The sequence below is a fragment of the Sodalis sp. RH16 genome (assembly GCF_047324245.1).
Taxonomy (GTDB): domain Bacteria; phylum Pseudomonadota; class Gammaproteobacteria; order Enterobacterales; family Enterobacteriaceae; genus Acerihabitans; species Acerihabitans ligni.
Genome location: NZ_CP178737.1, coordinates 3,446,697 through 3,473,480 on the forward strand (window position 1 = coordinate 3,446,697; position 26,784 = coordinate 3,473,480).

At 57.0% G+C, this 26,784-nt stretch carries 25 protein-coding genes; 11 read left to right on the plus strand and 14 right to left on the minus strand.

Features of this window, described 5'->3' with window-relative positions:
* Positions 1–78 precede the first annotated feature (78 nt).
* The 8 genes from rimK to rlmC all read left to right on the plus strand — a co-directional run bounded on the left by rimK (position 79) and on the right by rlmC (position 8,099).
* Complete coding sequence (rimK, locus tag ACL2XJ_RS15885; protein WP_413723773.1) at positions 79–981, plus strand: 30S ribosomal protein S6--L-glutamate ligase; 903 nt, start codon at positions 79–81, stop codon at positions 979–981.
* A gap of 256 nt (positions 982–1,237) precedes the next feature.
* Positions 1,238–1,717: a YbjN domain-containing protein gene (locus ACL2XJ_RS15890; RefSeq protein WP_132922680.1), complete on the plus strand. Its 480-nt coding sequence runs from the start codon at positions 1,238–1,240 to the stop codon at positions 1,715–1,717.
* Between the two features lie 375 nt (positions 1,718–2,092).
* Positions 2,093–3,205 carry a spermidine/putrescine ABC transporter substrate-binding protein PotF gene (gene potF, locus ACL2XJ_RS15895; protein WP_132922679.1) on the plus strand — a complete coding sequence of 371 codons (1,113 nt, stop codon included), beginning with the start codon at positions 2,093–2,095 and terminating at the stop codon, positions 3,203–3,205.
* Between the two features lie 126 nt (positions 3,206–3,331).
* Complete coding sequence (potG, locus tag ACL2XJ_RS15900; protein ID WP_132927831.1) at positions 3,332–4,465, plus strand: putrescine ABC transporter ATP-binding subunit PotG; 1,134 nt, start codon at positions 3,332–3,334, stop codon at positions 4,463–4,465.
* 14 nt (positions 4,466–4,479) lie between these two features.
* On the plus strand, positions 4,480–5,442 hold the full coding sequence (gene potH / locus ACL2XJ_RS15905; protein WP_413723774.1) for a putrescine ABC transporter permease PotH: 963 nt from the start codon (positions 4,480–4,482) through the stop codon (positions 5,440–5,442).
* Positions 5,439–6,284 carry a putrescine ABC transporter permease PotI gene (gene potI, locus ACL2XJ_RS15910; RefSeq protein WP_132922677.1) on the plus strand — a complete coding sequence of 282 codons (846 nt, stop codon included), beginning with the start codon at positions 5,439–5,441 and terminating at the stop codon, positions 6,282–6,284. Before potH ends, potI begins: the two co-directional genes overlap by 4 nt.
* A 146-nt stretch (positions 6,285–6,430) precedes the next feature.
* Complete coding sequence (locus ACL2XJ_RS15915) at positions 6,431–6,916, plus strand: YbjO family protein (protein WP_413723775.1); 486 nt, start codon at positions 6,431–6,433, stop codon at positions 6,914–6,916.
* 55 nt (positions 6,917–6,971) lie between these two features.
* Complete coding sequence (gene rlmC, locus ACL2XJ_RS15920; RefSeq protein WP_413723776.1) at positions 6,972–8,099, plus strand: 23S rRNA (uracil(747)-C(5))-methyltransferase RlmC; 1,128 nt, start codon at positions 6,972–6,974, stop codon at positions 8,097–8,099.
* Here rlmC and artM read toward each other — a convergent pair.
* The 5 genes from artM to ACL2XJ_RS15945 form a co-directional block, all read right to left on the minus strand.
* Positions 8,096–8,764, minus strand: coding sequence for an arginine ABC transporter permease ArtM (artM, locus tag ACL2XJ_RS15925; protein ID WP_132927830.1), 669 nt, complete (start codon positions 8,762–8,764; stop codon positions 8,096–8,098). The genes rlmC and artM overlap by 4 nt on opposite strands.
* On the minus strand, positions 8,764–9,477 hold the full coding sequence (gene artQ / locus ACL2XJ_RS15930; RefSeq protein WP_132922674.1) for an arginine ABC transporter permease ArtQ: 714 nt from the start codon (positions 9,475–9,477) through the stop codon (positions 8,764–8,766). The genes artM and artQ overlap by 1 nt, the downstream gene beginning before the upstream one ends.
* 9 nt (positions 9,478–9,486) lie before the next feature.
* Positions 9,487–10,218: an arginine ABC transporter substrate-binding protein gene (gene artJ, locus ACL2XJ_RS15935; protein WP_132922673.1), complete on the minus strand. Its 732-nt coding sequence runs from the start codon at positions 10,216–10,218 to the stop codon at positions 9,487–9,489.
* Positions 10,219–10,233: 15 nt separating this feature from the next.
* A complete protein-coding gene (artP, locus tag ACL2XJ_RS15940) occupies positions 10,234–10,962 on the minus strand; it encodes an arginine ABC transporter ATP-binding protein ArtP (RefSeq protein ID WP_132922672.1) in 729 nt (242 codons plus the stop codon).
* Between the two features lie 440 nt (positions 10,963–11,402).
* Positions 11,403–11,954, minus strand: a complete 552-nt coding sequence (locus tag ACL2XJ_RS15945) for a lipoprotein (RefSeq protein WP_132922671.1) — start codon at positions 11,952–11,954, stop codon at positions 11,403–11,405.
* 220 nt (positions 11,955–12,174) lie between these two features.
* Here ACL2XJ_RS15945 and ACL2XJ_RS15950 point away from each other — a divergent pair, with 220 nt between their 5' ends.
* Positions 12,175–13,065 (plus strand): N-acetylmuramoyl-L-alanine amidase, encoded by an 891-nt coding sequence (locus tag ACL2XJ_RS15950; RefSeq protein ID WP_243701446.1) that lies wholly within the window; start codon positions 12,175–12,177, stop codon positions 13,063–13,065.
* On the opposite strand, the gene ltaE is transcribed toward ACL2XJ_RS15950, so the two are convergent.
* The 5 genes from ltaE to cspD all read right to left on the minus strand — a co-directional run bounded on the left by ltaE (position 13,027) and on the right by cspD (position 18,583).
* Positions 13,027–14,079 (minus strand): low-specificity L-threonine aldolase, encoded by a 1,053-nt coding sequence (gene ltaE, locus ACL2XJ_RS15955; RefSeq protein ID WP_413723777.1) that lies wholly within the window; start codon positions 14,077–14,079, stop codon positions 13,027–13,029. The genes ACL2XJ_RS15950 and ltaE overlap by 39 nt on opposite strands.
* Positions 14,080–14,169: 90 nt before the next feature.
* Positions 14,170–15,891, minus strand: a complete 1,722-nt coding sequence (poxB, locus tag ACL2XJ_RS15960; protein ID WP_413723778.1) for a ubiquinone-dependent pyruvate dehydrogenase — start codon at positions 15,889–15,891, stop codon at positions 14,170–14,172.
* A gap of 170 nt (positions 15,892–16,061) precedes the next feature.
* Positions 16,062–16,964, minus strand: a complete 903-nt coding sequence (locus ACL2XJ_RS15965) for a lysine exporter LysO family protein (protein WP_413723779.1) — start codon at positions 16,962–16,964, stop codon at positions 16,062–16,064.
* Between the two features lie 151 nt (positions 16,965–17,115).
* Complete coding sequence (locus ACL2XJ_RS15970) at positions 17,116–18,069, minus strand: VirK/YbjX family protein (protein ID WP_413723780.1); 954 nt, start codon at positions 18,067–18,069, stop codon at positions 17,116–17,118.
* A gap of 292 nt (positions 18,070–18,361) precedes the next feature.
* On the minus strand, positions 18,362–18,583 hold the full coding sequence (gene cspD, locus ACL2XJ_RS15975; protein ID WP_132922666.1) for a cold shock-like protein CspD: 222 nt from the start codon (positions 18,581–18,583) through the stop codon (positions 18,362–18,364).
* Positions 18,584–18,953: 370 nt separating this feature from the next.
* Here cspD and clpS point away from each other — a divergent pair, with 370 nt between their 5' ends.
* Together clpS and clpA are read left to right on the plus strand one after the other, a co-directional pair.
* Positions 18,954–19,274, plus strand: coding sequence for an ATP-dependent Clp protease adapter ClpS (gene clpS / locus ACL2XJ_RS15980; RefSeq protein WP_132922665.1), 321 nt, complete (start codon positions 18,954–18,956; stop codon positions 19,272–19,274).
* A gap of 27 nt (positions 19,275–19,301) precedes the next feature.
* Positions 19,302–21,575 carry an ATP-dependent Clp protease ATP-binding subunit ClpA gene (gene clpA, locus ACL2XJ_RS15985; protein ID WP_132922664.1) on the plus strand — a complete coding sequence of 758 codons (2,274 nt, stop codon included), beginning with the start codon at positions 19,302–19,304 and terminating at the stop codon, positions 21,573–21,575.
* A 409-nt stretch (positions 21,576–21,984) separates the two neighbouring features.
* Here clpA and infA read toward each other — a convergent pair whose 3' ends face one another.
* From infA to cydD, 4 genes are all read right to left on the minus strand, one after another.
* Entirely contained in the window at positions 21,985–22,203 is a 219-nt protein-coding gene (gene infA, locus ACL2XJ_RS15990; protein ID WP_002211347.1) for a translation initiation factor IF-1, read from the minus strand.
* A gap of 92 nt (positions 22,204–22,295) precedes the next feature.
* Positions 22,296–23,024, minus strand: a complete 729-nt coding sequence (aat, locus tag ACL2XJ_RS15995; RefSeq protein ID WP_132927828.1) for a leucyl/phenylalanyl-tRNA--protein transferase — start codon at positions 23,022–23,024, stop codon at positions 22,296–22,298.
* A gap of 120 nt (positions 23,025–23,144) precedes the next feature.
* On the minus strand, positions 23,145–24,866 hold the full coding sequence (cydC, locus tag ACL2XJ_RS16000; RefSeq protein WP_413723781.1) for a heme ABC transporter ATP-binding protein/permease CydC: 1,722 nt from the start codon (positions 24,864–24,866) through the stop codon (positions 23,145–23,147).
* Positions 24,867–24,868: 2 nt separating this feature from the next.
* Positions 24,869–26,632: a heme ABC transporter permease/ATP-binding protein CydD gene (gene cydD, locus ACL2XJ_RS16005; RefSeq protein ID WP_413723782.1), complete on the minus strand. Its 1,764-nt coding sequence runs from the start codon at positions 26,630–26,632 to the stop codon at positions 24,869–24,871.
* Positions 26,633–26,784 lie beyond the last annotated feature (152 nt).

Here is a 26,784-nt window from a genome sequence, read left to right on the forward strand (position 1 = left end):
CCAGGCAAAACATTGCTCGACCGAAACCTACCCGCGGATTATTATCAACCGGATTATGACCAGAAAGCAGGGTACTGTGTGAAAATAGCCATTTTATCCCGGGACGGTTCCCTTTTTTCATGCAGGCGGTTACGGGAAGCCGCCGAAGCCGGCCGCCATAGCGTGGATATCATCGATCCGCTCTCCTGCTACATGAATATCAATTGTGACGCGCCGTCCGTTCACTACCAGGGCAGGCGCCTGGCGCCCTATGATGCCGTGATCCCCCGCATCGGTACCGCCATTACCTTTTACGGAACGGCGGTGTTGCGCCAGTTTGAAATGCTGGGCAGCTATGCCCTTAATAATTCCGCCGCCATTACCAGGGCGAGGGATAAGCTGCATTCACTGCAATTACTGGCGAAAGAAGGCATAGATTTACCGGTGACCGGCTTTGCCGATTCACCCGACGATACCGGAGATTTGATTGAAATGGTCGGCGGCGCCCCGCTGGTGGTGAAATTGGTGGAAGGCACCCAGGGGATAGGCGTGGTCCTGGCGGAAACCCCTCAGGCCGCTAAAAGCGTGATCGATGCGTTTCGGGGTCTGAAAGCACAGTTCCTGGTACAGGAGTATGTGCATGAAGCGCAAGGACGCGATATCCGCTGCCTGGTCATCGGCAACCAGGTGGTGGCGGCTATAGAGCGCCAGGCTCAGCCGGGGGACTTCCGCTCCAATTTGCATCGGGGCGGTACGGCCCATAGGGTGGTCATAACCCCGGCAGAACGGGCCATTGCGATAAAAGCGGTTGCTACCCTGGGCCTGGAAATCGCCGGTGTGGATATTCTGCGCGCCGAGCGCGGCCCGCTGGTAATGGAAGTGAACGCGTCGCCGGGGCTGGAGGGGGTGGAAACCGCCACCGGCATCGATATCGCAGGCATGATGATCCGCCATATCGAACAGCATGGACAACGGCGGTTGCTGTCTGCGCCGTCACGTTGATTAGCACTGCCGGTATTTTAGGATTTTGCCCCGTTTGACTGCCGTTAAAAGAGAATTGGGGTCAAATAATGCACGCTAATCATTCAAAATCAACGTGATGTTATTGCATTACCGGCCGCCCGCTTAACCGCCGTAGTTCTCCTTTTGCCGGCGAGAGCGATATTTGATGTAAATTGCTGTGTTTGACCGTAGCGCCTTTGCTTAATATTCCGTAAGCTATGCCCCGTTTCGGATTTATTAATTAGGGGTTAGCGTTATGGATTCACTTGTTATTCCGGACCTTGATATCCTTAGACGCTGGTTGGAAAAAATGAGTCTCTCATTTTTCGAGTGTGACTCCTGTCAGGCGTTGCATCTGCCGCATATGCAAAATTTCGATGGAATATTCGATGCCAAGGTCGATCTGATTGACAATGTCATCCTTTTCTCCGCGCTGGCGGAAGTTCGGCCGACGGCTCTGATCGCCCTGGTGGGTGATTTAAGCCAAATCAACGCCAGTTCCCTGACCGTTAAGGCCTTTATCGATATCCAGGACGATAATCTGCCAAAGCTGGTGGCCTGCCAGTCCTTGAGTACCGAGGTCGGCATCACCTTCGGTCAATTCCGCCATTTTATGCAGCAGGCGGAAGAACAGGTCTCCATGCTCATCCTTGAAGCCCGCGCCAACGATTTATTATTCATCGAAGAGGAAGATACGCCCGCCGAGGAGAAGCATACGGCGCCGGTTATCCATTGATACCTAGCTCCTGCTGCTGCGGTAAAACTCAACTCATTGTTTTCCATGATTTCTGCTGCGTTTTTACTCAATTCGCCCGATTTGCCTCTCCGGTTAAGCCATAAACACCCTATTTGATAGACAAAAAATGAATAATTAATCGATTAAAGCCATTTTTTTTGCAGAGCTCTGGCGTAGCTTTGTCGCTGCGGTTATGCTTGCGATACTGCTCTGGAATCAGGGAAACGGCATGGTGTTCTTCGTTATCCCCGCGAATCCGATGAATAAAAAATATTCACGGAGATTCCATCAGCCGCTGCACCTTATTGACGCGCTGTGTCTCGGTTGAGATGCATATATACATTTTTGTTGACTGGGATCTGGAGGAAGCAACGGATGTTCACCCAACGTAAGAAATGGCTGTCGGGTTTCGCTGTCGGCTTGTTGATGGCAGCATCCGCCACTGCAATTGCGGCGGAACAAAAAACATTGCATGTGTATAACTGGTCCGATTATATCGCGCCGAATACCGTACCGGATTTCGAGAAGCAGACCGGCATCAAGGTCGTCTATGATGTGTTCGATTCCAATGAGGTGCTGGAAGGCAAACTGATGGCCGGCAGTACCGGTTTTGATATTGTCGTCCCTTCCGCCAGCTTCCTTGAGCGTCAATTAACCGCCGGCGTATTCCAGCCGCTGGATAAAAGCAAATTACCGAACTATAAAAACCTGGATCCGGATTTGCTGAAATTGATCAGCCGGAACGATCCCGGCAATAAATACGCCATTCCTTACATGTGGGCCACCACCGGCATTGCCTATAACGTCGACAAGGTGAAAGCCATATTGGGCAATGACGCGCCGCTCAACAGTTGGGATTTGGTGCTCAAGCCGGAAAATCTGGCGAAGCTGAAAAGCTGTGGAGTTTCCTTCCTGGATGCGCCGTCGGAAATTTTCGCCACCGTGCTTAATTATCTGGGCAAGGATCCCAACAGCGGCAACGCCGCCGATTATACCGGTCCGGCGACGGATCTGCTGTTAAAGCTGCGCCCAAGCGTCCGGTATTTCCATTCATCGCAATATATCAATGACCTGGCAAACGGTGATATCTGTGTGGCCATCGGCTGGGCAGGGGATGTGATGCAGGCGTCGAACCGCGCCAAGGAAGCCAAAAACGGCGTGAATATCGGTTACAGTATTCCTAAAGAGGGCGCGCTGGCCTTTTTTGACGTGCTCGCCATTCCCGCCGATGCCAAAAATGTCGACGAGGCCTATCAGTTCCTGAATTACCTGATGGATCCCAAGGTTATCGCGCAGGTGAGCAACCAGATTTTTTATGCCAACGGCAATCTGGCGTCTACACCTTTGGTGGACGAAGCGGTACGTAACAATCCCGGCATTTATCCGCCGCCGGATGTGCGGGCTAAGCTCTTTACCCTCAAGGTACAGCCGCCGGCCATTGATCGCGTGATAACCCGTGCCTGGACTAAAGTGAAAAGCGGCAAATAGTTCCGTGCAGCAACCAAAAGGCTAAACCTAACCGACAGGCGGCTTAATCTCCCGCCTGTTATGCTTTTCAGAAACGGCAGGACAAAAACGCCTTGTCTGTTCCTTTTGTTCCGGAGAGCCATGTCAGTGAATGATGCACTACCCCGCCCACAGCCTAAAAGTCTGAAAATGGTTACGCCATTGCTGGAAATCCGCAATCTGTCCAAGGCCTTTGACGGCCAGTTGGCGGTGGATGACGTCAGTTTGACCATTTTCAAAGGGGAGATGTTCGCTTTACTTGGGGCGTCAGGCTGCGGCAAATCCACCCTGCTGCGGATGCTGGCGGGTTTTGAGCAGCCGACCCAGGGACAAATCGTCCTGGACGGCCAGGATCTTTCCCATATGCCGCCCTACCAGCGCCCGATAAATATGATGTTTCAATCCTATGCGCTGTTTCCCCATATGACGGTGGAGCAGAATATTGCTTTCGGGTTGAAACAGGACAAGCTGCCTCGCGGGGAGATTAAACAGCGGGTGGAAGAGATGCTTACCATGGTGCACATGCAGGAATTTATCGGCAGGAAACCCCATCAGCTTTCCGGCGGTCAGCGGCAGCGGGTGGCGCTGGCCCGCAGTCTGGCCAAGCGGCCGAAATTGCTGTTGCTGGATGAACCCATGGGGGCGCTGGATAAAAAACTGCGGGATCGTATGCAGCTGGAAGTGGTGGATATCCTTGAGCGCGTTGGGGTTACCTGTGTCATGGTGACCCACGATCAGGAGGAAGCCATGACCATGGCGGGACGAATCGCCATCATGAATCGCGGTAAATTCGTCCAGATTGGCGAGCCGGAAGAAATTTATGAGCATCCCAACAGCTGCTTCAGCGCCGAATTTATCGGCTCGGTGAACATGTTCGACGGATTGCTTAAAGAACGCCGCGACGATTCGCTCATTTTGCAAAGTCCGGCGCTGGTGCATCCGCTGCAGGTGAATACGGACGTGTCGGTGGTGGACGGCGTGCCGGTGCATGTGGCCTTGCGGCCGGAAAAAATCATGCTGTGCGATGAAGTGCCGGCGGATGGGTCCAATTTTGCCGTGGGGGAGGTGGTGAATATCGCCTATCTTGGCGATTTATCCATTTACCATGTGCGGCTGCAAGGCGGCCAGATAATCAGCGCTCAGCTGCAGAATGCCCATCGTTTCCGTAAAGGGACGCCCACCTGGGGCGATGAGGTCCGTCTCTGTTGGGATGCGGACAGTTGTGTCGTGCTGACGGTATAGGCCAAGGGGAAAACATGTCTGTTTCGGTTGAAAAAACGCCGCCCGGATCTGAACCGGGACAGTTGAATACCCCAGGCTACCTGACGCGGCTGCAGATGAAACACGGCCGCAAGGGGGTCATATTTTTGCCCTACCTCTGGCTGCTGCTGCTGTTTATGCTGCCGTTCCTCATTGTTTTCAAAATCAGCCTGGCGGAGATGGCCCGTGCGATTCCACCCTATACCGATCTGGTCACCTGGGTGGACGGCAAGCTGGATATTTCGCTGAATCTGGCGAATTTTATGCAGCTGCTGGAGGATCCGCTTTATATCGAGGCGTATTTGCAGTCGCTGCAGGTCGCGGCCATCTCCACCTTTTTCTGCCTGCTGATTGGCTACCCCATGGCCTGGGCGGTGGCGCACAGTAAGCCTTCCACCCGCAATATCCTGCTGCTGCTGGTTATCCTGCCGTCCTGGACCTCGTTTTTGATTCGGGTCTATGCCTGGATGGGAATCTTGAAAAACAACGGCGTGCTGAATAATTTCCTGATGTGGCTTGGGGTTATCCATGAGCCTTTGGTGATCCTCCATACCAACCTGGCCGTTTACATCGGAATCGTTTACGCCTACCTGCCGTTTATGATACTGCCGATTTACACCGCGTTGACCCGCCTGGATTATTCGCTGGTGGAAGCCTCGCTGGATCTTGGCGCGCGACCGCTCAAGACCTTTTTCCAGGTGATTGTGCCGCTGACCAAGGGCGGGATTATCGCCGGTTCGATGCTGGTATTCATCCCGGCGGTGGGGGAGTATGTCATCCCCGAACTGCTCGGCGGGCCGGACAGCATCATGATCGGCCGAATCCTGTGGCAGGAGTTCTTTAATAACCGCGATTGGCCGGTGGCGTCGGCAGTGGCGGTGGTGATGCTGTTGCTGCTTATCGTGCCGATTATGTGGTTCCATAAGCATCAAAACAAAGCCCTGGGGGAACACGCGTGAATACTCTTCCGGTAGTGCGTTCGCCCTGGCGCATCGTCATTTTGGTCCTGGTCTTTACGTTTTTGTATGCCCCGATGCTGATGCTGGTGATTTATTCGTTTAACAGCTCAAAACTGGTGACTGTCTGGGCCGGCTGGTCAACCCAATGGTACGGGGTTCTGATGCATGACGACGCCATGATAAGCGCGGTCACCCTCAGCCTGACCCTGGCGGCGGCCACCGCCACCATGGCGATGATTCTCGGCACGCTGGCGGCGGTGGTGATTGTCCGCTTCGGTCGTTTTCGCGGATCCGATACCTTTGCCTTTATGCTCACCGCGCCCCTGGTGATGCCGGATGTGATAACCGGTCTGTCGCTGCTATTGCTGTTCGTGGCCCTGGGGCACGCCATCGGTTGGCCGGCTGAACGGGGCATGTTCACCATCTGGCTGGCCCATGTGACCTTTTGCACCGCCTACGTCGCGGTGGTGGTTAACTCCCGGCTGCGGGAACTGGACCAATCCATCGAGGAAGCCGCGCTGGATTTGGGCGCTACGCCGATTAAGGTCTTTTTCATTATTACGCTGCCGATGATTGCCCCGGCGATTATTTCCGGCTGGCTACTGGCATTTACCCTTTCCCTGGATGATTTGGTCATCGCCAGTTTTGTCGCGGGTCCGGGGTCCACCACCTTGCCGATGCTGGTGTTCTCCAGCGTGCGGATGGGGGTGAATCCGGAGATCAATGCCCTGGCCACTATTATTTTGGGGGTGGTGGGCATCATCGGGATGATTGCCTGGTGGCTGATGTCGCGCTCGGAAAAACAGCGCCGGCTGGACCGGCAGCGGGCGGCTCGCGGCTGATTGTCGGCACAGATGCGGCGGCATTCGCAGCGGAATGCCGATATCACTGCTCCGGCAGCGGACGGTCCGTAGCTGATTTTTGTCAAAGCTGCTAGTCTTGTTGGGTGCGCCGCACCTGTGTGGCCTCATCTGCGCGGAGAAAATCCATGTCGGAGATCTTTAGAAACCGTTATTCAGACCGGGCGCGCTGGACCGGCCATGCCCCGGTGGCGGTGGTTACCGCCGCTGTCGCCATTATCGCCACCCGCTGTCTTGGGGTGGTGATGCTGGCCGGCAATCTGGGCCTGGAGGGAATACAAAGCTTTATCAGCACCAGCAGCGGTTCCTGGGATTTGACGCTGTTGTTCCTGGCCGCCCTGGCAATACTTTTTCTGGAATTGCATTGCGGATTCGCCCTGTTGCGGGGGCGGACTCGTGCGCGCTGGTGTTTTCTTGGGTGTCAACTCATTAGCGCCGGCTATCTGTTTATCGCCACCTGGCACGGTTATTATCCCGAAATGTTCGTGCTGCCCGGCGACGGCGCAGCTGAAATCCTGTCTCAGCTTTTAATGCATAAACTACCCGATATGCTGATGCTGAGTCTGCTGTTCGTGCCGAAAACCGGCCAGCGTTTTTTTACCGGCAAACAATGATTTTGTTGCCCCGGCGGTGATACAATGCGCGCCCGTTCCGCTTTCCTGTCTGCCCATGCACTGCGATTTATTTAACGCCGACCGTTGCCGCTCCTGCCAGTGGCTGGAGATGCCTTATCCGCAACAGTTAGCGGAGAAACAGGCGCGTCTTGCCGAACTTTTGTCCCCATTGCCGGTGGAGCAATGGCTGGCGCCGGTGGCTTCGCCAGAGTCGGCCTTCCGTTACAAGGCCAAAATGGTGGTGGGGGGCAGCGTTGAGCGACCCTTGCTGGGCATGCTGCCGCAGGGCGGGGAGCCTGTTGATCTGTGCGATTGCCCGCTGTATCCCGCTGATTTCGCCCCGACGTTCAGCGTGCTGAAAACCTTTATCGGCCGCGCCGGTCTGACGCCCTACAGCGTGGCGCTCAAGCGGGGGGAATTGAAATTCCTGCTGCTCACCGCCAGCAGCCACAGCGGGGACATGATGCTGCGTTTTGTGTTGCGCTCCGAGACGAAACTCGCGGCGCTGCGGGCGGCGCTGCCCTGGCTGCGGGCGCAGTTGCCGCGGCTCAAGGTGATTTCAGCGAATATCCAGCCGGTGCATATGGCCATTCTGGAAGGCGACACCGAAATCGTGCTTACCGGGCAAACCGCCCTGGAAGAGCGCCTTAATGACATCCCGCTGTTTATCCGTCCCCGCAGCTTTTTCCAAACCAATCCGGCCATCGCTGCCCGCTTGTACGACACGGCCCGTGAGTGGGTGGCTGCGCTGAATATCACCAGCCTGTGGGATCTGTTTTGCGGAGTGGGGGGCTTTGGGCTGCATTGCGCGACGGCGGAAATGCGCTTGACAGGCATCGAAATCAGCCCTGAGGCCATCGCCAGCGCCCGGCAGTCGGCCAAGGCGCTGGGGCTGCGCCGGGTGGATTTCCAGGCGCTGGATTCCACCCGCTTCGCCCTGGGGCATGATACCCCCGATCTGGTGCTGGTGAATCCGCCGCGGCGCGGCATCGGCGCCGAGTTATGCGGCTATCTGGACCGCATGGCGCCGCCCTGGATACTCTATTCCAGCTGCCAGGCGCAGAGCCTGGCGAAAGATGTGCTGGCGCTGCCGTCTTACCGGCTTGTCAGCGTGCAGCTATTCGATATGTTCCCGCACACCGCCCATTACGAGACGCTGGTATTGCTTAAACGCCGGGATTAGCTGCGCCGTTCGAAGCGCAGCGCGCGATACTCCACCAGGCGCATCAGCAGCGTCAATATGCCGTTGACGCACAGATAGATAATCCCGGCGGCGCCGAACACCATCACATCATACGTCCTGCCGTACATCAGCTGCCCGTGCCCCATCACATCCATCAGCGTAATGGTATAGGCCAGCGACGTGCTTTTGAAGACCAGCACCACTTCATTGGAATAGGAGGAGAGGGCGCGTTTGATGGCGAACGGCATCAGCAGCCGCAATGACTGGGCTCGGCTCATCCCCAGCGCCGAGCATGACTGCCACTGGCCGGACGGAATGGCGCGCATGGCGCCGGTAAACAGCTGAGTACTATAGGCCGCGCTGTTCAAGGCCAGGGCTATCATGGCGCACAGCCAAGGCTGGGATACCAGCGACCATAACCAGGGTATGGCGCGTAATGCGGCAAACTGCCCCGGGCCGTAATAAATCAGGAATATCTGCACCAGCAGCGGCGTGCCGGTAAACAAGGTGATATAGATTTTCACCAGCGGCGTCAGCACCGGGAGCTTCAGGCTGACGATCACCGTAAACAGCAGCGCCAGAAACAGGGCTATCAGGATGGCGCACAGCGTCAGCGACAGGCTTACGGGCAATCCTTTCATCAAATCCGGCAGATAGGCCAGCATCACGAAGCCCTCGTTTCAAAACGCGTTGAGCGGCGTTCAATGGCGCGGAGAATGACCTGGCTCAGCAGGGTAATGGCCAGATACACCGCCGCAGCAACCAGATACCAGGTAAACGGCTGCTGGGTAAAATTGACGATACTTTTGGTTTGCAGCATCAAGTCATTGACGCTTATCAGCGAGACCAGGGCAGTATCCTTCAGCAGCACCAGCCATTGATTTCCCAGGCCCGGCAGCGCATGACGCCACATTTGCGGCAAAATCAGCCGGAAAAAAACGGCGCTGGTTTTCATGCCCAGCGCCTGGCCGGACTCCCATTGTCCCTGCGGAATGGCTTTGATCGCGCCGCGCAGGGTTTGAGATGCATAAGAGGCGTACAGCAGTGCCAGCGCCAGCACGCCGCAGATAAAGGGGCTGACGTTAACATCCGCCGGCAGGCTCAGGGGCAGATGATAGCCGGCCAGATTAAGGGTAAAACCGTCCGACAGCGTCAGCAGCAGCTGCGACGCGCCGAAATAGATAAACAGCACTACCAATATTTCCGGCAGGCCGCGCAGCACCGTGACCACGGCGGTGCCCAGCAGCCCCAGCCATTTCCAGCGCGCGGATTCCCAAGCGGCAAAACACATCGCCAGCACCAGGCCCACAACCAGCGCGCATAACGCCAGCCCCAGGGTAGTCCCTGCGGCGCCGGCGATAGGATAAAGTTCATTCATGAAAGCGGATTACTTCTTGAACCATTTCTGGTAAATGGCCTGGTAAGTCCCATCCTGCCTGACTTTGTTCAGCGCGGTGTTGAATTGATCCACCAGGGCGGCGTTATTCTGGCGTACCGCGATACCCAGACCGGTGCCGAAATAGGCTTTATCGGTGATTTTATCCCCCACCGTCGCCAGGGAATTATCTTTCTTAAGCCACTCGTTCACCACCGCGCTGTCGCCGAATACCGCGTCCAAACGACCGTTCTTCAAGTCAAGCACGGCGTTCTGGTAGCTGTCATACGGAACCGCGGTTATTTCCGGGTGTTTATCCTGCAGGAATTTCTGATGGGTGGAGCCGTTTTGCATACCTACGCGTTTGCCCTTAAGGGAAGCCAAATCGGTAAACTTGTCTTTTTGCGCGATAAAAATCGCGGAGTTTTCATAATAGGGCTGGGAAAAAGAGACTTGCTGCAAGCGTTCCGGGGTGATGTCCATTCCGGAAATCACCGCATCGAAACGGCGGAATTTCAGGCTGGGAATCAAACTGTCAAACGCCTGATTGGTAAAGGTGCATTGTGCCTGCATTTCCTTGCACAGGGCATTGGCCAGATCGATGTCAAAACCTTGGATGGTATTATTGGCATCGACGAATTCGAACGGAGAGTAAGAGGCCTCGGTGGCGAAACGAATGGTTTCGGCTGCGCCCGCTGAAGCGGTCATTCCGGCCAATACGGCGGCGATAATCAATTTTTTCATTTTTTGTCCAAATATTTAATGCGATAAGTAGTGAGCAAAGGCCTCGGTTTGCGGCCGGGCAAAATGCGTCGCATCCCCCTGTTCCACAATGCGGCCGTTTTCCATATAGACGATGCGACTGGCAGTCTTACGTGCTACCTCGACTTCATGGGTGACGATCACCTGTGTGATGCCGGTCTGGGCCAACTCGCGGATGATACTGACAATTTGCGCGGTGATTTCCGGATCCAGCGCCGCGGTGGGTTCGTCGAACAGTAAAACCTGCGGTTCCATCATCAGGGCGCGGGCGATAGCCACCCGCTGCTGCTGGCCGCCGGATAAATGCAGCGGGAAACGATCGCTGAAATCCGTCAGGCGCAGGCGATCCAGCAGCTTATCGGCCCGTTCATTGGCATGCGCCCGCGACAGGCCGAGCACCCGGCAGGGGGCTTCGATCAAATTCTGCCGCACGGTGAGATGCGGCCAGAGATTATATTGCTGGAAGACCATACCGACATTTTGCCGCAGTTCACGGATGTCCTTCTCGCCGGGCCCATGCCGGAAATCATAATGATTACCGGCAATGGCCAACTCGCCGGCGCGCGGCATCTCCAGCAGATTAAGCACCCGCAGCAACGAACTTTTGCCTGCGCCGCTGGGACCGAGAAGCACCAGCGTTTCCCCGGCCGGGCATTCAAGCGTGATATCAAACAGCGCTTGATAAGCGCCGTAAAAACAGTCGATATGGTTTAGTTGAATACTCATGCGTTGAAACTGAATAGCCATTGAGGCGGCAGATGTTAACGTTGACGGACGATTGATGCAATCCGCCATGATCAAAATTTACATTTAGGTGGGTAATAATATCATGGACAGCACAAAAGGTCTTTGTGCCGGGCAATTTCCCGGTTATATGCTCTGTTGACTCGTTGTCCCGCTATGGACCGCTTGCCTGTGCACCACAACGAGGCGCGGGCAGTCTTGATTTTCCAGCGCTGCGCTTCAAATATGCAGGGTCGGGACAGGATGATGGAACGTAAACACGCCGTAAACCCGTCATCCCTGGCGCGGACGGTTTACTCTTCCAGCATCCTGTTCCTCCCTATGAACTCCATGTGAACTCCATGCGCATTTGCCAAATCGAACCCGTGGCCGGCACGGTTGAGAATGGGAAACCACAGGCTTGCAGGTTCCGGCTCCGGATTTTAGCGCTTTTCCAGGGTCTGCCGCAGCGTCCCGGCCGGGGCAGGGGACAGCATACCGAGATAGCGCACGTCATCCACAGCCCAGCATTGGCCTTCGCGGATCATCAGCACCTCATCCTGCCACTGGACGGATTGGCTGTTCGCGCCTTGCTGACGCGACATATCCACCCGTAACGGGATGTTCTTGGCATCGGTATTCAAGATGCGCGAAGCGCTGTGGACGCTGGCCGAGGCAGGGCCGGCGGCGTTGCTGCTGAAAATATCCCCGGCGGGTAATTTAGCCGCTTTACCGCTGTCCTGCAGGCTAGCGCTGAGCAACTGATACAGCCCGTCGCTCAGATAAGGCCGGTATTGCGCCAACTGGGCGCTGCCGGGCCGGCTCTGCGCGCCTTGCTGTATGCGAAGGTTATAAAATTGCTGCGCGACATCATCCGGTCCGCCTTCGGCGCAAGGGCCGATGCGGGTACCGATATCTTTGTATGCCGGTTCAACCTGGGTACAGGCGCCCAACAGTAACGCCAAGGGGAACAGTACCAACAATCTTTTTTTCATTGTTAACCTTGTTAATAGCAAAGGAAAGAGGGGAAATTACCATTGAGTATAATGAAAAAACAGTCAGTTGTGGCGCAACGGCCACTTTTGTTCATCCCGCCCACCGGTCGAACCTCAAGAATATCCGCGCCGCGGCTTTTAAACCGGTTGCGGACAGAGCGTAACCTGGTGAGAATACCCGCGATTTGTTCGGGATTTTTTCAAACGAGGTAGAGGGTGCTTGGACAGCGGAAAACGCCGTGGTAGACCGCGGGCAGCAAGAATCACCTGGGCGTTTCGGCTCATTGTCGTATTATGCCTGTGCTATATCGGCTATCTGCTGGTGGAAAAAGAGAAGGCGGCGCCGCTTTTTTACCATGTAGACAGCTCACAAAAGGCGGCGGGAGCGGATGAGCGTATTCAGTTTCTGGTGCTGCATTATACCGCGGAAGATTTTACCGGTTCCATGAAAACCCTCACCACCGGCCAGGTCAGCGCCCACTACTTGATACCGCTGCATCCTGATAATGCCGCCGGCATTCCTACCGCCCTGCGGCTGGTGGATGAATCGCGCCGGGCCTGGCATGCCGGGGAGAGTTATTGGCGCGGGCGTGAAAATCTTAACGATACTTCCATCGGCATCGAAATCGAAAACGGCGGCTATTACCGCACGCTGACGGGATATGACGCGGCGCCTTATCCCCCTCATCAGATAGCGCTGGTCATCGCCCTGAGCCGGGATATCATTAAACGTTATCATATTTCGCCGTTTAATGTGGTGGGGCACAGCGATATCGCCTGGCGGCGCAAGCAGGATCCCGGCCCGTTATTTCCCTGGCGGCAGCTGGCGGCGGCGGGAGTGGGCATTTGGCCCGATCAGAATCGGGTAAATTTCTACCTGGGAAAACGGGATCCTCGCCAGCGGGTGGCGATGCCGGCTATTTTGCAGCGTATGGCCCGCTACGGTTATGACGTAACGCCGGGGATGCCTGTGGCGTTGCAGCAAAAAGCGGTGGCGGCTTTCCAGATGCACTTTCGCCCCACTGATTTCCGCGGCCTGCCGGACGCGGAAACCGAGGCGATACTTGATGCGTTACTGGAAGTAGACGCCCGTGAGGGCGGCGCCCGTTAGTTCGCCATGATGATGCAGGAATTCGCGCCAGATCCGGACCACCTTTTCAAGGTCCTGACGGCTGATATTCAGATGAGTCACCAAACGGGTCACGGTACCCGAGGCGATGTTGATATCATGCCCGAGCATCCATGGGCCAAGCTTAGCGGCCAGTTCCGGCGACTGACGGATAAACAGCATATTGGTCTGGGCGCCCGGAGCCATGATTTCCACGCCCAGCGCGCCGAGCTGTTGCCCGAGCCACTGGGCATTGTCATGATCCTCCCGCAGACGCTGTACGTTATGCTCCAGCGCATAACGGCCGGCCGCCGCCAGGATGCCGGACTGGCGCATGCCGCCGCCCACCATTTTTCGCCAGCGCTTCTCCTGCCGGATATAGTCTTCGCCGCCGCACAGCAGCGATCCCACCGGCGCACCCAAACCTTTGGATAAACAAATGGTCAGGGTATCGCAATATTGGCTGATATCGGTCAGGGGAACATTCAATGCTACCGCCGCGTTAAAAACCCGCGCGCCGTCAATATGCAGCGACAGCTTGTGGTCACGGCTGAATTGCCAGGCCTGTTGCAGATAAGCCAGGGGAAGGACTTTGCCGTTATGGGTATTTTCCAGACATAACAGTCGGGTGCGGGCAAAATGAAAATCGTCCGGCTTAATGGCGGCGGCCACTTTATCCAGCGGCAGCGTGCCGTCGGCGTCCGCTTCCAGCGGCTGGGGCTGAATGCTGCCCAATACCGCGGCGCCGCCGGCTTCAAAGCGGTAGTTATGCGCATGCTGCCCGACGATATACTCTTCGCCGCGCTGGCAATGGGTCAGCAGCGCCACCAGATTCGCCTGGGTGCCGCTGGGAAAAAACAGCGCCGCCGCTTTACCGCTCAGGCGGGCGCCGTCCGCTTCCAGCGCCGCCACGGTGGGGTCATCCCCATAGACATCGTCGCCAACCTCGGCTTCAGCCATCTGCCTGCGCATTGCATCGCTCGGCAAGGTGACGGTATCACTGCGTAAATCGATCATGCTCACTCCGTTAGATTTTCAAAGCTACCACGCGTATGGCATTACCGCCCGGAAACGGGACAACCTGAACCCGGGCGGAAGCCGTCAGCCTTAACGCAGCCAGTTGGTTTTTGCCAATTCCACTATTTCGTCGCCGCGTCCGTTGATGATGGCCCGCAGCATATAAAGACTGAATCCTTTTGCCTGTTCAAACTTGATTTGCGGCGGCATCGCCAGCTCTTCTTTCGCGGTAATCACATCCACCACCACCGGTCCGTCGGTGGCAAAGGCTTCTTGCAGCGCGGCGTCAAGGTCGGCGGATTTTTCCACCCGGATGCCCTTGATGCCGGCCGCCTGCGCGATGGCGGCAAAATTCGGGTTTTGCAAATCCGTGCCGTCGGTGAGGTAGCCGCCGGCTTTCATTTCCATAGCGACGAATCCCAGCACGCTATTATTAAAAATAACGATTTTCACCGGCAATTTCAGCTGAATCAGTGATAAAAAGTCGCCCATCAGCATGGCGAACCCGCCGTCTCCGCACAACGCCACTACCTGCCGGCCGGGAAACGCGGACTGCGCGCCCAGCGCCTGCGGCATGGCGTTGGCCATGGAGCCGTGATTAAACGAGCCTAACAGGCGGCGGCGTCCGTTCATGGTCAGGTAGCGAGCCGCCCAAACCGTCGGCGTGCCCACATCGCAGGTAAAGATGGCGTCCGGCGCCGCCAGACGGCTGATTTCCTGCGCCACGTACTGGGGATGAATCGCTTTGTTGCCGCTGGGCTTGGCCAGCGTGTCGAGATCGCGCCGGGTTTCGTGATAATGCTGCAGCGCCGCATCGAGATGATTGCGGTTGGTTTTTTCCTTCAGCCGCGGCAGCAAAACCGCCAGCGTGGATTTGATATCGCCCACCAGGGCCATGTTCAGCGGGCAGTGCGCGCCGAGGCTGCCGGATTCGATATCGATCTGGATGATTTTTGCATCGGTGGGATAAAACGCCCGATAAGGAAAACGCGTGCCCAGCAGGACCAGGGTATCGGCGTTCATCATGGCATGGTAACCGGAAGAGAAACCTATCAGGCCGGTCATGCCTACATCGTAGGGATTGTCATACTCCAGGTATTCTTTGCCGCGCAGGGCATGCACTACCGGCGCTTTCAACAGCCCGGCCAACTGCACTACTTCATCGTGAGCCTGGGCGCAGCCGCTGCCGCACAGCAGGGTGATATTCTCCGACTGGTTCAGCAGGGCGGCCAGCTTTTCCAGTTCGCCCACCGGCGGAACCGCCAGCGGCTGCCGGGGGGTATACCAAAGGGGCGTGCCCTCTTCCGGGGCGGCTTTCAAGGCCACATCGCCGGGCAGGACGATAACCGATACCCCGCGGTCAAGCACCGCTTTACGGATGGCGATACCCAGTACCTGGGTAAGTTGTTCGGGATTGGATACTAATTCGCAATAATGGCTGCATTCACGAAATAACTCTTCCGGATGGGTTTCCTGAAAATAGCCGCTGCCGATTTCGCTGGAAGGGATATGCGCGGCAATAGCCAGCACCGGTACCCGGTTGCGGTGGCAGTCGTACAATCCGTTGATCAAATGCAGGTTGCCCGGACCGCAGGAGCCGGCGCATACCGCCAGTTCACCGGTGACATGGGCTTCGGCGCCGGCGGCGAACGCCGCCACTTCTTCATGACGGGTGCCCATCCATTGGATGGTGCCCATGCGGTTCAGACTGTCGCTTAAGCCGTTCAACGAGTCGCCGGTCACGCCCCAGATACGTTTGACGCCGGCTTGCTCGAGGGTTTTGGCAACCAATGATGCCACGGTTTGTTTCATAGCGTTCCCCTTGGTCAATGATAAAGCTCATTTGGAGTCAACATTTTCGTGCCGCTAAAGCTTAGTCCTTTTGGCGGCGGAATGGCAGCGGTGGGCAGGTAATGGCTATCGATGCCGGGGCACAGGACGACGGCCCGGCATGGCCGCCGGGAATCGGTATAAGGAAATCTTCAGGCGCTGAACAGGGCGATGAGTATCGGCGCCAGCAGGCTCAGTAAAAAACCGTGGACGATAGCGGCCGGCACTACATCCAGTCCGCCGGTGCGCGTGAGCACCGGCAGGGTGAAATCCATCGACGTGGCGCCGCATAAACCCAATGCCATGCTGCGGCTGCGGCCCATCAAGCCGGGGATTAACATGATGGCCAGCAGTTCACGCGCCAGATCGTTGAAGAAGGCGGCGCTGCCCACTACCGGGCCGAAGGCGTCGGTCATCAGGATCCCCGAGAGGGAATACCAGCCGTAAGCCGAGGCCATTGCCAGACCGGTACGCAGGGGCAGCCCCAATATCATGGCCGCCAGCGCACCGCCGGCCAAGGCGCTTACCGCCACCACCAGCGCCACCGTGGCGCCGCGCCGGTTGAGCAAAATCTGCCGCAGGGTCATGCCGCCGTTACGTAACTGGATTCCCACCAGCAGCAGCAATATTATCAAGGCAAACTCACTGGCTTTGGAGGCCGCATTCAGCCATGTCCATTGTGTCAGGCCGATGGCGAATCCTCCCACCACCACCAGACAAAGTTTCAACGAGTCCAAGGCCATATGCAGCCGCGACGGCGCGGGCACTCCCTGGCGGTGCGCCCCCGGCCAGGGCCGGCGTTTTTCCAGCCACCAGAGGGCGGCGCCGTTGAACGCCATAATGCACAGCGCGCTCACCCCCGCATACCAGGCTATCAGGCGCAGGTTGACGGCAAGATTGTCCAGAAAGGCCAAACTTATGCCCATGAAAAACAGGATGATATACACCATGGCGCTGAGGATGCGATCCACCCGGTGCGCCCAGGCGCGGGATACCCGCGGCAACAGATAGCCCGCCACCAGCGGGATGAGGATTATTAACAGGCCGGAATACATTTGGGCGCCACATCCTTTTGAACGGCGGGGGGAAAATTCCGCCCTAAGCTAAACAAAATGGCGAGCGCTGTAAAGCCGATGCAGGACAGGTTTTCAATTCTTCCTGGCTTCCCCCCATGTCGTGGGGGGAAGCGCTGGCCGAAGGCGGCCGTCACCTCCGCTCAAAATGACCGGAGACCTGGGCCGCCAATTGATCCAGCAGCCCATAGCGGCGACGGTATTCGGCGCGTTTTTTACTGGGCACGGCGGTAAGGCATTTACGCGGAATACCCAGCGGCAGGCTGAAATATCCCTGCGCCTGCGGTTGTGCGTTCATCGACAGCCAGAAATTGTCATAATCCGCATGTAGGAATCGTTTACTTTTATAAAAATAGCGCCATTCCTGATGCATATGTGTTCGGTTGCCCACGGCCAGAATCTGGTTCACGCCCATTTCTCTTCCCAGCAGGATCGCCGTTTCCAGCACCAGTCGTTTGGGAAACAGCCCGTGGCAGGCTTTGGTGGCCGAATGGATCGTTTCATGGGACAGCTGGCGGCGGCCGCCCTGCAAACCGCCGATAAAGAGCGTAGCCCCCCGTTCGGGCGTAATGACGAACGTCATTTCCGCCAGCATGACATTGCCGTCGTCGCAAAACAGCAGGGTTGCCTCGCCCTCTCGGTTCAGCCGGTCAAGAGAGCAGAGGCGCAAATGGAAAATCCGGTCGTTTTTGGCCGTAAGCGTCGCCAGCGTAAAACCGTCCCGGCTCAGGTGTCCTTCAAGCAGGGGACGGGGCAGGCGCGCCTGGATATAGTCGTAATGATGCCCCAGGGCGGCCAGCTGCTTTTCAGCGCTCATATTGGCGGCCAGATAGGGGCGGTGCAGCTTGCAGGGCAGCCCGGGCTGGGAAGCCAGCATTTGTGTCAGCAGGGGGCATTTCGCCAGCTGTTCAAGCCAGGGACCGGAGTAGCTATGGGTGTAAAGATACCGCAGCATAAACTTGTAGCGATAGAAACGGCGCTGCCAGGCAATGCCCGGCACGAGCGTGCCGCGGAACAAGGACAGCGCGAGCTGCCAGCCGGATAATCCGTTGCGGGAGCGTTCCCGGTTGGATACAACTTGTGACATGGGTATTCTGCCCTGGAAGCAAGAAAATACCTATTTCAGCAAAATCGGGCTAAACCGCGACATAATGGCGGCCTTCCGACGGCATGGGAAAAACAAGCGTTTAAATGCGGTTTATGATGATGGCAAAAATCATAAGCAAGATACTCTTTGTGACAGACATAATTATGCTTGCGTCTTAAAATAAAAATGTTATACCTTGAGTAGGCGGGATAAGCGGCATAGCAGAAAAAATGCCAGCGATACGCACTGGCATTTCATTAATATCATTATGCATTAATCGCGAGGCGTGTTATCAGGCGACAGTCTCGGTTTCAACAGGCACAATCAGACTCGCGTGGTTCCCCTTGGGGCCCTGATGAACATCGAATCTGACCACTTGCCCTGCTTTGAGCGTTCGATAACCGTCCATCTGGATTGTTGAGTAATGCGCAAAGATATCCTCGCCGCCGCTTTCAGGACAGATAAACCCAAAACCTTTGGCGTTATTGAACCATTTAACTTTACCCGTCTCCATGTTTGTACATCCCTCGCAACAGAATCTTATATGTGATGAGGATTGTTGACGTCGTAAGCTTTATCCGTCAAAACCACGACGGCTTACGCAAGTACACTCTAGAGGATAGGAACAATAGGTCAAGTGGATGCGGGGGCAGTTGGCGGATGACATTACCAAACTTTGAAGCAGGTAACGCTATTGACACTTTTTTGACAAAATCGTAATACCATTGCTGCGATCGAAATCCTATTACAGATATAGGTAACGGCAAGGGGCATTAAGCAGCATCCGATGTTAAACTTGTAATAATGACGGAGTTGGGGCGATAAGGCTCTACGCCTGCCACAGCTAACTCTCCAGGCTTTAAAGACGTTTTGACGGAAAGACGATGGGTAAGACAAGCGATAGACCGGGTGAACAGCATCTTGCCGAAGAACTGGTGAAAGAGCTGGTAGTACCCCCGTCAATGTATAAAGTGATACTTATCAATGACGATTACACACCGATGGAATTTGTTATTGACGTACTGCAAAAGTTCTTTTCTTATGATGTTGAACGTGCAACGCAACTGATGCTTACGGTTCACTATCAGGGCAAGGCTATCTGCGGGGTCTATACCGCCGAAGTCGCTGAAACCAAAGTCGCCCATGTGAATCGTTATGCCAGGGAAAATGAGCATCCGTTGCTTTGTACGCTGGAAAAGGCCTGAACAGGCAATCTATTTGGGGAGGTGCCAATGCTCAATCAAGAACTGGAACTCAGTTTAAATATGGCTTTCGCCAGAGCGCGTGAGCACCGGCATGAGTTTATGACCGTTGAACATTTATTGCTGGCGTTGCTCAGTAACCCTTCAGCGCGAGAAGCGCTCGAGGCCTGCACGGTCGATCTGGTGGCGCTGCGCCAGGAACTCGAAGCTTTCATAGAACAAACCACGCCGACCTTACCGACCAGCGACGAAGAGCGCGATACGCAGCCTACGCTCAGCTTTCAGCGTGTACTGCAGCGTGCGGTTTTCCATGTTCAGTCCTCAGGACGCAGCGAGGTGTCAGGGGCCAATGTCCTGGTGGCCATCTTCAGCGAACAGGAATCCCAGGCGGCCTACCTGCTGCGTAAGCATGACGTCAGCCGCCTCGATGTGGTGAATTTCATTTCTCACGGTACTCGCAAAGATGAGACGCAGGCACCCGGTCCTGAAAATCCGGTTAATGAAGAGCAGGCAGGCGGGGAGGATCGTATGGAAAACTTCACTACCAATCTCAACCAGCTCGCCCGTGTAGGGGGGATCGATCCCCTGATAGGGCGGGAGCGCGAACTGGAACGCGCTATTCAGGTACTGTGCCGCCGCCGTAAAAACAATCCGCTGCTGGTGGGTGAATCGGGTGTGGGCAAAACCGCCATTGCCGAAGGGCTGGCATGGCGTATCGTGCAGGGGGACGTGCCCGAAGTCATTGCCGATTGCACCATCTATTCATTGGATATCGGTTCATTGCTGGCCGGCACCAAATACCGTGGTGATTTTGAGAAGCGTTTCAAAGGCCTGCTCAAACAGCTGGAGTCGGATCAGAACAGCATCCTGTTCATCGATGAGATCCATACTATTATCGGCGCCGGCGCTGCTTCCGGCGGACAGGTGGATGCGGCGAATCTGATCAAGCCCTTGCTCTCCAGCGGTAAAATCAGGGTGATGGGATCCACTACCTATCAGGAATTCAGCAATATCTTTGAAAAAGATCGCGCCTTGGCGCGTCGTTTCCAGAAAATTGATATCACCGAGCCGTCGGTGGAAGAAACGGTTCAGATCCTTACCGGCCTGAAAACCAAGTACGAGGCCCACCACGACGTGCGTTATACGGCTAAAGCCGTGCGCGCGGCGGTGGAGCTGGCGGTGAAATACATCAACGATCGTCATTTGCCCGATAAGGCCATTGACGTGATAGACGAGGCGGGTGCCCGCAGCCGGCTGATGCCGGTGAGCAAACGCAAAAAGACCGTTAATGTTTCCGATATCGAGTCGGTGGTGGCGCGCATTGCCCGTATTCCCGAGAAGACGGTTTCCGCCAGCGATCGGGATGTGCTGAGAAACCTCGGGGATCGCCTGAAGATGCTGGTGTTCGGCCAGGATAAGGCCATTGAAGCCTTGACCGAAGCCATCAAAATGAGCCGGGCCGGGTTGGGCCAGGATCATAAACCGGTGGGCTCATTCCTGTTCGCCGGTCCTACCGGGGTGGGTAAAACCGAGGTCACGGTGCAGTTGGCCAAAGCGCTGGATATCGAATTGCTGCGCTTCGATATGTCGGAATACATGGAACGGCATACGGTCAGCAGGCTTATCGGCGCGCCTCCGGGATATGTGGGCTACGATCAGGGCGGCCTGTTAACCGATGCGGTGCTCAAGCATCCCCATGCGGTGTTGTTGCTTGATGAAATCGAAAAGGCGCATCCGGATGTGTTCAATTTGCTGCTGCAGGTGATGGACAACGGTACGCTGACCGATAACAACGGGCGCAAAGCGGATTTCCGCAATGTGATCCTGGTGATGACCACCAATGCCGGCGTGCAGGAAACCCAGCGTCAGAGTATCGGTATGATCCAACAGGATAACAGCACCGATGCCCTGGGCGAGATCAAAAAAATCTTTACGCCGGAGTTCCGTAACCGCTTGGATAACGTTATATGGTTCAACCATCTGTCCCCAGAAATCATTCAGCTGGTGGTGGATAAATTCATCGTCGAACTGCAGGCCCAGCTGGATGCCAAGGGCGTTTCGCTGGAAGTCAGCGATGAAGCGCGCGACTGGCTTGCGGCCAAGGGTTATGACAAATCCATGGGTGCGCGGCCGATGGCCCGTGTCATGCAGGAAAACTTGAAGAAACCGTTGGCCAATGAGCTGCTGTTCGGCACTCTGGTGGATGGCGGGTCGGTGAAGGTTGAGCTGGATGCGGATAAAAAACAGCTTAAATATGATTTCCTGAGCGCGCAAAAACGCAAGACGGAAGGCGTGGTTCATTAAGCCGCCGCCGTTCGGCGGGAAAGAAAAAAAGCGATGCCGGTTGGCATCGCTTTTTTTTGCATAAAAACTGGCCGCTGCAGCATTGAATGCTGCTGGTATAGCCTCCATGGGGCACTCTCTTTAACAGTCCCGGTTCACGCTACCGGTGATAGCGGGCCTGGCGTGCCATGCGGCGCTCCGGCGGGCGGTAAAACCACGCCCGCTTCGGCCACATCGGCGCGCTCTCCCTTTAACAGGCTTGGTTCACGCTTCGGTGATAAGGGCTTGGGTCGCCCTTATTGCTTTGCGGGCACGGGTCATCATACCGGGCCGTTTAAGGACGCCGGTATGAATGTTATGGTTTATTGCAATTGCTTGGGCGGGATACCGGCGCGCTACTGCGGGCGGATATCAGCGATAAAGAAGCCTATCAGCGGCTACGGAAGACAATGCGGCCTTTGCTCAGGTCGTACGGGGTCAGCTCAACTGTGACTTTGTCGCCCGTCAGGATGCGGATATAATTTTTACGCATTTTACCGGAGATATGTGCGGTTACCACGTGCCCGTTTTCCAATTCCACGCGGAACATGGTGTTAGGCAATGTATCCAGTACCGTGCCTTGCATTTCAATATTGTCTTCTTTGGCCATCGAATCCTCTAGGTTTGAATACCATAGTTTTTAACCGGCAAGATAATGCCGAAAAACCCTCATTATGTAAAGAAGTGATGAAGAACAACGCGTCATTCACCGGAATCCGGTTCACTGTTTAAGGTGACGACAGAGAGGGTTTGTGGTTGCCAGCAATGAGGTGCCAGCGTTAAAGGTTGTAACTGACCCAGCAGGGCGAGATAGTCGCGTCGGGGAATATCCCTCGCGCCTAACGAGGCCGTATGTGAGTTCAATACCTGACAGTCTATCAGTTTTCCGCCCTGTTGACTAAAGAAACGGCAAAAAGTCAGCAGGGCAATCTTCGAGGCGTTATCCCGGCGGCTGAACATGGATTCGCCGCAAAACAACGCTCCCTGGGCCACGCCATACATGCCCCCCACCAGAGTATCGCCGTCCCAGACTTCGATGGAGTGCGCCTGGCCGAGCAAGTGCAGCCGCTGATAGGCGATTTCCACTTCCGGACCGATCCAGGTGCCTTCCTGGCCTCGTTCGGCGCAGGACGCCATGACTTCGCCAAAAGCATGATTAAGAGTGATACGGTAGGGGCAGCGCTGCATGATGCGCCTGAGGCTACGGCTGACATGGAACTCTTCGGGGAACAGCACCGCGCGGGGGTCCGGCGACCACCATAATATGACGTCTCCAGGGGAATACCAGGGGAAAATCCCCTGTTGATAAGCGATGAGCAAACGTTCCGGGGATAAATCGCCGCCAAACGCCAGCAGCCCGTTGGGTTCATGCAGCGCTGATGTCGGGGCGGGAAACTGTAATGAATTGGGAGACAGCCGGTATAATCGCATATTACTTCTCGTCATATTCACCTATGCCGGTCAACAGGGCTACCGGGTAATTGTTTGCTGTGCCGCTGATCCGATTATACCCTTCATCTTTCAAGTTGCCGCCTTGCTGTAACTCGAAAGCTATTCGGTATAGACCTCTTCCGGGCGATGATAATGGTAATAGCGGCCCCTGCTTTCCATTAATTCACCATGAGTGCCTTGTTCAGTAAAATTACCCTGGTCCATCACATAAATCCTGTCCATCAGCTCCAGGCCCTGCAGCCGGTGCGTGATGATAACCAGCGTTTTTTGCCGTCCCAGTTGCTGCAATAATGCCAGAATATGCCGCTCGGTGGCGGCGTCAAGCCCTTCCGTGGGTTCATCCAGCAGCAGCAGCGGCGCATCGTGGAGCAGCGCGCGGGCAATGCCGAGCCGGCGTTGCTCACCGCCGGACAGCTGACGTCCGCCTTCGCCCAGCCAGGCATCCAGGCCCTCGGACCCCAGCAGCTTTTCCAGCCCCATGTGTTCCAGCATGGTCCTAAGCTTTGTGTCGTCCGCCGCGGGGGCGCCCAGCAGCAGGTTATCCCGCAGGGTGGCGCTGAAGACATGCACTCGCTGCGGCACCACCGCCATCATGGATCGCAGGGCCGGTTCGCTCCATTGCGAAAGTCCCTGTCCGTTCAGCCGAATTTCACCGGCCTCCGGATCCCAGGCACGGGTGAACAATTGCAGCAGCGTGGATTTGCCGCTGCCGGTATGGCCCAGTATGGCCACGTGTTCCCCGTGGGCGATGTGCAGCGACAGCCCGTTGAGGGCCGGTTGCTTTTGCCCGGGATAGGTGAAGCGGATATTGTCCGCCGACAGGGCGGCGCTGTCCGCAGCCTGCGGTCCGTCCGCGGGGAAAGTCACCGCCGGCTCGCGGCGGATGATATCGGTGATGCGCACGGCGGAAGCCATCACCTGACCGAGATGCTGGAAGGCGCCGGCAACCGGGCCGAGGGCTTCAAAGGACGCCAGGGTGGTAAAGACCACCAGCGCAATCCATGCCCCGCCGACGTCGTCGGCCGCCAGCCACAGCAGCAGGGTAACCGCCAGTCCGGTAAGCAGGATAAGCAGGGCCTGGGACAGGGCGGCCAGCCCGGCCTGCCGCTGTTGCCGCCGCTGCCAATGACGTTCTGTTTCATCCAGCTGACGACGGTAGTCCCCGGCGGCGCCGTAGACGGTGAGCTCGGCATTGCCTTGCAGCCAGGTGACCAGATGCAGCCGGTACGCCGCGCGCAGGCGGGTTAAGTCCCGGCCGATGGATTTACCGGCGTGATAGAACAGCGGCGGGAACACAACGAGCACCGCCAGCATCATGGCGCCCAGCGTCAACGCCAGCCTGACGTCCAGGGCGCATAAACCGAGGGTGACCACCAGGGAAACCACCAGCGCGCTCAGCAGCGGCGACAGCACACGCAAATACAGGTGATCGAGAGTATCCACGTCCGCCACCAGACGATTGAGCAATTCGGCCTGGCGGAAACCGGCAATCACGCCGGGGGAGAGGGGCAGGATTTTGGTAAAAATATCGATTCGCAGCTGCTGCAGCACGCGGAAGGTGGCGTCATGGCTTACCACCCGCTCCGCCCAGCGTCCCGCCGTGCGGGTGATTGCCGCGCCGCGGACGCCCGCCGCCGGCAGCATGTAATTGAATGTGTATAACCCCGCCGTTCCCGCCAGAGCCGAGCCGGCCAGGAACCAGCCCGACAGGCTCAATAAGCCGATGCTGGCCAGCAGGGTGACGATGGCCAGCAGCATGCCCAAGGCAATGCGGCCGCCGTGACGGCGATATAACGCTAAAAAGGGCAGTAATACGCGCATAATCAGCATCCTCCGAGGCGATGGGCCAGCAGGCTGGCAAACGGACCGGGTTGGGCCGCCAACCCGCTGTAGCGCCCCTGCTGAAGGATTTGGCCGTTGCCCATCACCCAGATGGCATCGAACTCGCGGATATCCGCCAACTGATGGGTTACCATAACCGTGGTCTGCCGGCGGGTTGCGCTGTCCAACGCCTGCATCACCAATGCTTCGCTATGGGCATCCAGGCTGGCGGTGGGCTCGTCCAGCAACAGCAGCGCCGGCGCGCGCAACATGGCCCGCGCCAGGGCGACCCGCTGCGCTTGTCCCACTGACAGCTGCGCGGCGTTTTCCCCCACCGCGCTATGAATTCCCCGAGGCAGCAGCGGCAGGAATTCCCGCACATAGGCAGCATCCACCGCCCGTTCCAGCTCCTCGCCGCTCGCGTCGGGCTTGCCGAGCAGGATATTGTCCCGCACGCTGTCGGCAGGCAAAAAAGGACTTTGGCTTACCCAGCCGATTTGCCTGCGCCAGTGCTGGGGCGATACGTCCCGTAGCTCATGGCCGTTCAGGCGCAATGAGCCCTCATAGGGCAGGAACCCCAACAAGACGTTCAATAGCGAGCTTTTACCGGCGCCGCTCTCCCCGACAATGGCCACCCGCCGGCCGGCCTCGAGGGTGAAATCCAGCGGACCGGCCAGCCGGCTGCCGTCCGGCGCCAGGATAACCAGTTGCTGCGCGGACAAGGTCAGGGAACCAAAGTCCGGCTCCAGTTCACCGCCCCCCTGTGCGCGGGTGTCGGACTGCAAAAAAGTGACCAGGGATTCCGCCGCGCCCACCGCCTGCGCCTTGGCATGATAAAACGTCCCCAGATCCCGCAGCGGCTGAAAAAATTCCGGCGCCAGGATCAGCACCAGGAAACCGGCAAACAGCGTAACGCCGGCGCCGTAGCTGCCGAAGTGCAGTTCCCCCAGGTAGGAGAAACCGAAATAAACCGCCACCACCGCGATGGAGATGGAGGCGAAAAACTCCAGCACGCCGGAGGAGAGGAACGCCAGGCGCAGTACTTCCATGGTGCGCAGGCGAAAATCGTCGCTGGCGCGGCTGATATGAGCCGTTTCCGCCTGCGCCCGGTTGAACAGCCTCAGCGTATCCAGCCCCCGCAGGCGATCAAGGAAATAGCCGCTCAGCCGGGTCAGCGCCAAAAAGTTGCGCCGGTTGGCGTCGGCGGCGCCCATACCCACCAGGGCCATAAACAGCGGGATCAACGGCGCGGTGCAAAACAGGATCAGCGCCGCCGTCCAGTTGATGGGGAATAAAACCGCCAAAATCAGCAACGGCACCAGCCCGGCCAGGTACATCTGCGGCAGGTAGCGGGCGTAGTAATCCTGCATATCCTCGATCTGCTCCAGCAGCAGGCTGCTCCAGCTTCCGGCGGGTTTACCCTGTATCCAGGCCGGCCCCAGCAGCTCCAGGCGATCGAGCACCTGGCGGCGTATTTCCCGCCGCAGGATGCGGCCGGCGATAAAACCGGCGCGCTCCCGCAGCAGACCGATGACCGCCCGCAGGACAAACAGGGCGGCCAGGGCGAAAAATTCGTTGAGCAGCCCGGCGCGCGGCTGATGGTCCACGATCAGCGCCTGCAGCAGACGGGCCAGCACCCAGGCCTGGGCGACGATAACCACCCCACTGAACAGGCCCAGCAGCAGCGAGAGGCGGAGCCAGCGCTTCACCAGCGCACTTTGCGATTTGAGCCAACGGACCAGCACGTATTGTCGGGTTTTATTCATTGGAAAACGATTTCAGCCGCTGTGGTATGCATTTAAGGCAAAAATCCCGCGTAGGGATGCGAAAGGCCGGGGCGGCTTTAGGCTGCCCCGGCGAGACGACATATTACCCGGTTGGCGGTAAGGAGAAAATAAGAAGCGGCAATTTAGAGATG